This window comes from Streptomyces sp. ISL-87 (assembly GCF_018614095.1).
GTDB lineage: Bacteria > Actinomycetota > Actinomycetes > Streptomycetales > Streptomycetaceae > Streptomyces.
This window is the reverse complement of sequence record NZ_JAGGOY010000087.1, coordinates 38,563-46,359: the sequence shown is the minus strand read 5'-3', so window position 1 is coordinate 46,359 and position 7,797 is coordinate 38,563. Positions and strand designations below refer to the sequence as shown.

Sequence of the window (7,797 nt, the reverse complement as noted above, 5' to 3'; positions counted from 1 at the left end):
TAACGCGGAGCAGCACTAGGGGTGTCTTACGGATCAGGCCGGATCAGGGAGCGGCGTCTGGTGCCGTGCATCGCAAGGCGGACGAGGGAGTCGACGCGGAGCGTCGGCGAGTGAGGACAACGCGGCGACGCGCGGTGCCAGACGCCGCGAGCCCGGCATGATCCGTAAGACGCCCCTAGCACCGCGGGCGCCCTTCTTGTGCCGACGATCCAGACGGCGCGCTACGGGGCGAGGGGGGCCGGGTGAGCCGCCGAGTGGAGGGTGGCGGCGGTGGCCGTCGTCAGGGGGTCGCCGTGGCCGAAGCAGGCCACCGACGGGGACAGCGCCGCCAGGCGGCGGAACGAATCCTGGGCCTGGGCGCGGTCCACGTTGAACACGCCCAGCATCACCTGGCCCACGCCCGCGACGCAGTCACCGGTGAACAGCACGCCGTGGCGCGGCAGGTGCACGCCGATGCTGCCCGGTGTGTGCCCGGGGGCGTGGACCACCACCGCCCCGTCGCCGAACGCCAGTATCTCGCCGTCCTCCACCTCCCGGTCCACCCGCGTCGGCGGAGCCTCCGGTACCGCGAGCCCCTTCTCCCACAGCGGGAGTTCCCAGTCCAGCAGCACCGGCTCCGGGACCGGCCGCTCGCCGCGGATCACGGGGGCGTCAAGGCGGTGCGCCAGCACCTGCGCGCCCCAGCGGTCCGCGAGTTCGCCCGCCGCGCCCGTGTGGTCGCGGTGGCAGTGGGTCAGGACGATCCGCTCCAGCCGGTCCGGGCGCAGCCCGAGGGAGCGGATCGCATCCTCGATCGGGTCCGCGGCCCCGGCGTGGCCGGCGTCGATCAGAGTCAGGGCTTCGCCGTCGCGCCACAGGTACGCCTGGCCGATGGGGAAGCGGAGCATGTGGAGGCGCTCGGGTATTACTTCGACAAGTTCCATGATCCGAACGTAACCGAGGCGGCCCCGCTCCCGGCGGATCGTTCACCGGGAGCGGAGTTCGCCCTTGGCGCAGCGGTGCAGCGGCGCGGTGGCGTGGTGCAGTGGCGCGGTGGATCAGACCCGGGCGGGCGTCAGGCGCGCTTGGAGTCCGCGTAGTTGACCAGGAAGAGGGCCTCCGCGACCGACAGCCGCTCCAGCTCCTCCGGCGACACGCTCTCGTTCACCGCGTGGATCTGCGCCTCCGGCTCGCTGAGCCCGATCAGCAGCGTCTCCGCCTCCGGGTACAGCGACGTCAGCGTGTTGCACAGCGGGATCGACCCGCCCATGCCGGCGATCTGCATCCCCTGGTCGGGGTACGCCACCCGCATGGCCGCCGCCATCGACGCGTACGCCGGGCTGCTCGTGTCCGCCTGGAAGGGCTGGCCCTGGCCCACGACCTCAAGCTCCAGCCGCGCCTTCCACGGGGTGTGCGCCACCAGGTGCGCCTCCAGCCGCTTGATGGCCTCCACCGTGTCCACACCCGGCGGCACCCGCAGGCTGATCAGCGCACCGGCGCTCGCGTGCACCGACGGGGTGGCGCCGACCACCGGCGGGCAGTCGATGCCCAGGACGGTGACCGCCGGGCGGGCCCACAGCCGGTCCGCGATGGTGCCCTCGCCTATCAGGCCGACGCCGTCCAGGACCTTCGCGTCGGCACGGAAGTCCGCCTCCGGGTACTGCAGGCCCTCCCACACCGCGTCCGAGGCCAGCCCGTCCACCGTGGTCGAACCGTCCTCCGCGCGCAGTGAGGCCAGCAGCTGGATCAGCGCCGCCAGCGCGTCCGGGGCGACGCCGCCGAACATGCCGGAGTGCAGGTTGCCGCCCAGCGTGTCGATCTTGACCTTGACGAGGGTCATCCCGCGCAGGGTGGCCGTCACCGTCGGCAGGCCGAGACGGAAGTTGCCCGCGTCGCCGATCAGGATCGTGTCGGCCGCCAGCAGCTCCGGGTGCGCCTCCGCGTACTGCTGGAGGCCGCCGGTGCCCTGCTCCTCCGAGCCCTCGACGATCACCTTCACGCTCACCGGAACGCCGCCGTTGGCCTTCAGGGCGCGCAGCGCCAGCAGGTGCATCATGAACCCGCCCTTGCAGTCCGCCGCGCCGCGCCCGTACCAGCGGCCGTCGCGCTCGGTCAGCTCGAAGGCGGGGGAGATCCAGGCGGCGTCGTCCAGCGGCGGCTGCACGTCGTAGTGCGCGTACAGCAGAACGGTCGGCGCGCCCTGCGGTCCGGGCAGGAAGCCGTACACCGACTGCGTGCCGTCGGGGGTGTCGAGCAGCGCCACGTCCTGGAATCCCTCGACGCGCAGGGCGTCCGCCACCCAGTTCGCGGCCGCCTGGCTCTCGCTCTGCGGGAACTGGGCCCAGTCCGCCACCGACTGGAAGGCCACCAGCTCGGTCAGCTCCTGCTTGGCGCGGGGCATCAGCGAGGCGATGGTCTCGGCGATCGGGTTCTGGGACATGGGCACGCTCCTCTTGGGTGCGACGTTGTTCTCCGTGTACGCCGCCCGCGCATCCGCGGGGTGTGCGTATGCGGGCATGGCGAAAGACAGCCCCGATCCTCGCACAGCAGGGCGGGGCGGACTCTCGCCGTAGGATTTCCCCGGCATCGGAGCAACCGCGTGATCAGGAGCAGCAGCACATCGTGAGCAGCGACGACGACGTACACGGCGCAAGCGCAGGGCAGGCCGCTCAGGCCGACGAGGAAGCGGCCGGGGCGATGGCTGAGGAGATGGCTGAGGAGATGGCGGGGGAGTGGGCCGGGGGGACCGGCGAAGTGTGGGACGTGGTGGTGGTCGGCGCCGGGCCGGCCGGGGCCTCGGCCGCGTACGCGGCGGCGACGGCGGGGCGGCGGGTCCTGCTGCTGGAGAAGGCCGAGCTGCCCCGGTACAAGACCTGCGGCGGCGGCATCATCGGCCCCTCGCGCGACGCTCTGCCGCCGGGCTTCGTGCTGCCTCTCAAGGACCGCATCCACGCGGTCACCTTCTCCATGAACGGGAAGCTGACCCGGACCCGCCGCTCGAAGCAGATGCTGTTCGGGCTCATCAACCGCCCGGAGTTCGACGCGGGCCTGGTCGCCGTGGCCGAGAAGGCCGGCGCGACCGTCCGTACGGGTACGGCGGTCGCCCGGGTCGAGCAGCACGGCGCGGCGGTGCCCGACCGGCGCACCGTGGCCGTGGTGCTCGCGGACGGGGAGACCGTGCTGGCCCGGGCGGTGGTCGGCGCGGACGGCAGCGCCAGCCGGATCGGCGCCCACGTCGGGGTCGAGATGGAGCAGGTGGACCTCGGCCTGGAGGCGGAGATCCCCGTTCCGGAGACCGTCGCCGAGGACTGGAAGGGCCGTGTCCTCATCGACTGGGGCCCGCTGCCCGGCAGTTACGGCTGGGTCTTCCCCAAGGGCGACACCCTCACCGTCGGGGTCATCTCGGCGAAGGGCGAGGGCGCCGCGACCAAGCGGTACCTGGACGACTTCATCGCCCGCCTGGGTCTGGCCGGCTTCGAACCGGCCGTCTCCTCCGGGCACCTGACCCGCTGCCGCAAGCCCGATTCACCGCTCTCGCGCGGCCGGGTCCTGGTGGCGGGCGACGCGGCCGGACTGCTGGAGCCGTGGACACGGGAGGGCATCTCCTTCGCGCTGCGCTCGGGGCGGCTCGCGGGGGAGTGGGCCGTGAAGATCTCCGAGGCGGCGGACGCGGTGGACGCGCGCCGCCAGGCCCTCAACTACGCCTTCGCGGTCAAGGCCGGGCTGGGTGTGGAGATGGGCGTCGGCCAGCGGATGCTGACCGTGTTCGAGGCGCGGCCGGGGTTCCTGCATGCCGCGATCACCGGCTTCCGGCCGGCCTGGCTGGCCTTCGCCCGCATCACGCGCGGCTCGACGACCCTGGCCGACCTGGTTCGGACGCACCCGCTGGCCCGCAAGGCGCTGCATGTCGTGGACAACCTTCAGGGGCGCAGCGGCCGGGGCTAGATCCCGTCCGCCCGGTGCCGCCGGGGCCCGTCAACGGGCGGGCCCCGGCGGCACCGGCAGGCCCCGGCGGCAGCGGACCGGATGCCCTACGGGTGGTGCTCCTACGGGTGGTGCTCCTCCAGGTGGGCGATCAGCAGGTTGGGGTCCTTCTCCACCTCCGAGAAGGAGGCGCTGGTCACGTAGACCTTCTGGTGACGGATGGCCACGGCCGTGGGGTTGGACAGTCCGGCCCGCTCCGTCAGCACGATGCTGTGGGTGCCGTCGGGCCGTACCAGGGCGACTTCGTTGCTGGGGTTCAGGGCGGCGAGCACCGTCGGGCCCTGCCCGATGAACGTGAAGTCGTCGATGCCGGCCAGTCCGGTGGCCCGGGTTGAGATCGGGCCTGCGGATCCGTCCGGTTCAACCGGGATGCGCAGCAGCGTGCCCTTGTCAGAGTTGGTCACCCATACGGAGTCGCCGTGCACCTTGATGCCGTTGGCGCCGATGAACCCGACCCGTTCGAGTTCGGTGCCGGTGGCCCACGTCGTGACCGCCCCGTCGTCGAGCGAGATGCGCCACACCTTTCCGAGGAACGAGTCGGCGGCGTAGAGCACACCGTGCTCCTCGTCGAGCGTGAGTCCGTTGACGAACACGTTCGAGGGCAGGCCGTCGGTGATGCGGCTGACCTCGCCGTCCGGAGTGATCCGGTAGATGCCCGTCAGGTCCGTTCCCGTGTTGTGGCCCACGTAGAGCACCCCGTCATGGGTGCGGACGAGCCCGGTCGTGACCGCGACACCGACGATGGGCGTGGCCGGGTTCGGCTCGGTGGGCAGGGTGGCGAGGATCTGGGTGTCACCGTGCTTGTCGACGCGGGCGACCTGGCGGGCGAGGGCGAAGGAGAGGTCGGCGGAGCCGTCGGGCTCGAGGGCGATGCTCTCCGGAGTCTGCCCCGCGGCGAAGTCGAAGTGCGCGACGATGCGCGGGTGCGTCAGCGACACCTGCGCCGGCGACGGCGACACGTGACCCGGCGACGGCGACATGTGAGTCGGCGAGGACGAAGACGGAGACGGTGGCCGCGGCTGGACGGCGGCAGCCGTGGCAGCGGACGCGAGCACGGCGAGGGCGACGGCTACGGCGCCGGTACCGGCGATACGCGGCAGACGGAGCATTCGGGGCACGGGACTCTCCTTCTCGGCCGGGCACGGAAGCCAGGCGTGACGAGGGTCCAGATAAACATGACGGAGCGTCACTGATGGTTTGCCGTAAGGCGAGGCGCCGGAGATCGCCCGCACGGTCGTAAGCCGACGGCTCCGGGCGGGTTCAGTTCGCGACCGTGATGCGGAAGACCGGGTGGTCGGCGGCCGCGGCCTGGAGCTCCGCCTCGGAGGACTGCGCCGTGACCCCCTGAAAGAAACGGTTGACCTCCCAGCCCCACTTCTCCAGGTAAGTCCGCAGTACGGCGGCCTGCTGCACGGGGTCGTTGATCTCGGTGACCGTGAAGGTGCGCACCTTGCGGCCCAAGCGCAGCTCCCCGCCGCCCGCGACGCGCATATTGCGGACCCACTGGGAGTGGCCGCGGGCCGAGACCAGGTACTGCTCGCCCTGGTGGGTGTGCGGATTGACGGGGATCCGCTGCATCTCGCCGGACTTGCGGCCGCGGACCGACAGCTCGGCGGTGCCGGCCAGGCTGATGCCGAGGCGGGCGAGCTTCCCGAAGAGCGCGTTGAAGCGGACGGCGAACGGGCCGGCCTGGACGTAGTAGGGGGTGGGCGCGTTCATGGTGGCCTCCGGGGCTCACTGGGAGAGCGGTGCTCTCGCTTGAGATCAGTGTGCACGGAGCGGTGCACTAAAGCAAGAGCACTGCTCTCGAAATGGAGCGCAGCTCCGATTTTTGGGCAGTGCTCCGCTTGCATGGCACACTGACCCGCATGAGCACCGTGCGAGGGGCCAGGGAACGGGCCCGTATCGAGGTCACCGCCGCCATCAAGGACGAGGCGCGCCGCAGACTTGCGGCCGAGGGCGCGGCCAAGCTCTCGCTGCGCGCCGTCGCCCGCGAGCTCGGCATGGTCTCCTCCGCCCTCTACCGCTACTTCCCCAGCCGCGACGACCTGCTCACCGCGCTCATCGTCGACGCGTACGACAGCGTCGGCGCCGCCGCCGAGCGGGCCGACGCCCGCACCACGGCCGCCGGCGAGTCCCCCCGCGCCCGCTGGATGGCGGTCTGCGAGGCCGTCCGCGCCTGGGCGCTGGAGCACCCGCACGAGTACTCCCTCATCTACGGCTCCCCGGTGCCCGGCTACAGCGCCCCCCAGGCCACGGTCGGCCCCGCCTCCCGGGTCGGCAACATCCTCATCGGCATCGTCCGCGCCGCATACGAGGGCCGCGGCCTCGCCCTGCCGCCGCTGCCCGCGGCCCTGCGCCCCGAAGCCGCCCGGATGACCGCGGACTTCGCCGAGGGCCTGCCCCCGGAGGTCACCGCCGCCCTGGTCGCCGCCTGGGCGCAGCTCGTCGGCCTCGTGTCCTTCGAGTTGTTCGGCCAGTTCAACCGGATCGTTGAGGACCGCGACGCCTTCTTCACGCACGCCGCCGGCCAGCTGGCGCAGGGGGTCGGGCTGCCCTCGATGTGAGCCCGCCGGGTCTGCCTGGATTCACGTGATGAGGCGACAGTTCGCTTGTCTGTTCCTCACATCAATGTGGATGGTTAGGTCTTCACCGACCTGCCGCCCGCCTAGTGTTCTCCGGGTCGTCCCTCGTTGCCGCCCGGAGGTACAGCCATGGGCTCCGCCCGCGCCGTGAAGGCCCTGTACGCCGTTCTGGTCACAGCCTTACTCGCCGCCCCGGCGCCGGCCGTGCCCGCCTCGGCGGACGCAGGCCCCGGCCCGGAGGCCGCCGCGGGGGTCCCCGGGTCCGGCCTCGGCCGGGTCCCCGGGTCCGGTCCTGTCCGGGTCCCCGGCCCCGGCCCCGGCCCCACCGTGACGCCCACCCCCCGGATACCCGGCGTGCGGGGCCTGGAGATCGGCGTCCCCGCGTACGTCTGGGCCGTTGACCGCACGCTCGGCGACCTCACCGCCACCGGGCCGGCCGCCTCCGTGGTCGTCCTCAACCCCGGCAACGGCGACTCCCCCTTCGACGCCCCCTGGCGGGCCCGCGCGGACGCCCTCCGCGGCGGCGTCACCGCCTCCGGCGAGAAGACCAAGGTCCTCGGCTATGTCTACACCGACCACGGCGTCCGCGACACCGCCGCCGTCAGAGCCTCCGTCGACAACTACCTGAAGACCTCCGACGGCCGCCTCCACGTGGACGGCATCTTCTTCGACGTCGTCAGCCGCGACTGCGGTCCCGGCAATGCCACCCGCGACCACTACGCCGAGCTCCGCCACTACGTCCAGGACGCCATGCACGCCGCCGACCCCAACGCCATCGACCTGGTCGTGAACAACCCCGGCACCGCCATCGCCGACTGCTATCTGGAGCCGGGCCACCGCACCGCCGACATCTTCGTGACGTACGAGGACTCCTACCGGGCGTACACCGAGGGCGGCTGGCTCGGCGGCAACGTGTTCAACGACCTCACCGGCTATCACTCCGGCCGCGAACTCGACCCGACCGGCACGGCGTTCTGGCACCTCGTCCACGACGTCCCCAGCGCCACCGCGATGCGCGACACCCTCCGCACGGCCTTCGACCGTGGCGCCGGATACGCCTACGCGACCAGCGCGGACATGCCCAACCCCTGGAACACCGGCCCGTCCTGGGGATACCGCAGCCAGACCACCTACGCCGCCACCCTCGGCTGAGCCCGATCCCCGCCGTCGTCCGGCCCTGCCGGTCATCCGCCGCCGAGGAGCAGCGGCTTGCCGTCGTGATTCCGCTGCTAGTGCCGTGGCCGGCAAG

The 7,797-nt window shown here is 72.2% G+C and carries 7 protein-coding genes; 3 read left to right on the top strand and 4 right to left on the bottom strand.

Translation table 11 applies throughout. From position 1 onward, the window contains the following. Positions 1 to 221: 221 nt before the first annotated feature. Together J7I97_RS29460 and J7I97_RS29455 are read right to left on the bottom strand one after the other, a co-directional pair. Complete coding sequence (locus tag J7I97_RS29460) at positions 222 to 923, bottom strand: MBL fold metallo-hydrolase (protein WP_214940782.1); 702 nt, start codon at positions 921 to 923, stop codon at positions 222 to 224. A gap of 131 nt (positions 924 to 1,054) precedes the next feature. Then, on the bottom strand, positions 1,055 to 2,419 hold the full coding sequence (locus J7I97_RS29455) for a dipeptidase (protein WP_214940779.1): 1,365 nt from the start codon (positions 2,417 to 2,419) through the stop codon (positions 1,055 to 1,057). Between the two features lie 269 nt (positions 2,420 to 2,688). Between J7I97_RS29455 and J7I97_RS29450 the strand changes: the two genes are divergently transcribed. Further along, positions 2,689 to 3,924, top strand: a complete 1,236-nt coding sequence (locus J7I97_RS29450) for a geranylgeranyl reductase family protein (protein WP_374195525.1) — start codon at positions 2,689 to 2,691, stop codon at positions 3,922 to 3,924. A gap of 101 nt (positions 3,925 to 4,025) precedes the next feature. On the opposite strand, the gene J7I97_RS29445 is transcribed toward J7I97_RS29450, so the two are convergent. Both J7I97_RS29445 and J7I97_RS29440 read right to left on the bottom strand, forming a co-directional pair. Continuing rightward, positions 4,026 to 5,072: an SMP-30/gluconolactonase/LRE family protein gene (locus tag J7I97_RS29445; protein WP_214940806.1), complete on the bottom strand. Its 1,047-nt coding sequence runs from the start codon at positions 5,070 to 5,072 to the stop codon at positions 4,026 to 4,028. 151 nt (positions 5,073 to 5,223) lie between these two features. Then, the gene (locus tag J7I97_RS29440; RefSeq protein WP_214940777.1) at positions 5,224 to 5,682 is read right to left on the bottom strand and encodes a nitroreductase/quinone reductase family protein; all 459 of its coding nucleotides are present in this window, start codon (positions 5,680 to 5,682) and stop codon (positions 5,224 to 5,226) included. A gap of 149 nt (positions 5,683 to 5,831) precedes the next feature. Between J7I97_RS29440 and J7I97_RS29435 the strand changes: the two genes are divergently transcribed. Further along, entirely contained in the window at positions 5,832 to 6,530 is a 699-nt protein-coding gene (locus J7I97_RS29435) for a TetR/AcrR family transcriptional regulator (RefSeq protein ID WP_214940774.1), read from the top strand. Positions 6,531 to 6,677: 147 nt separating this feature from the next. After that, complete coding sequence (locus J7I97_RS29430; protein WP_251059274.1) at positions 6,678 to 7,700, top strand: spherulation-specific family 4 protein; 1,023 nt, start codon at positions 6,678 to 6,680, stop codon at positions 7,698 to 7,700. Positions 7,701 to 7,797: the final 97 nt, after the last annotated feature.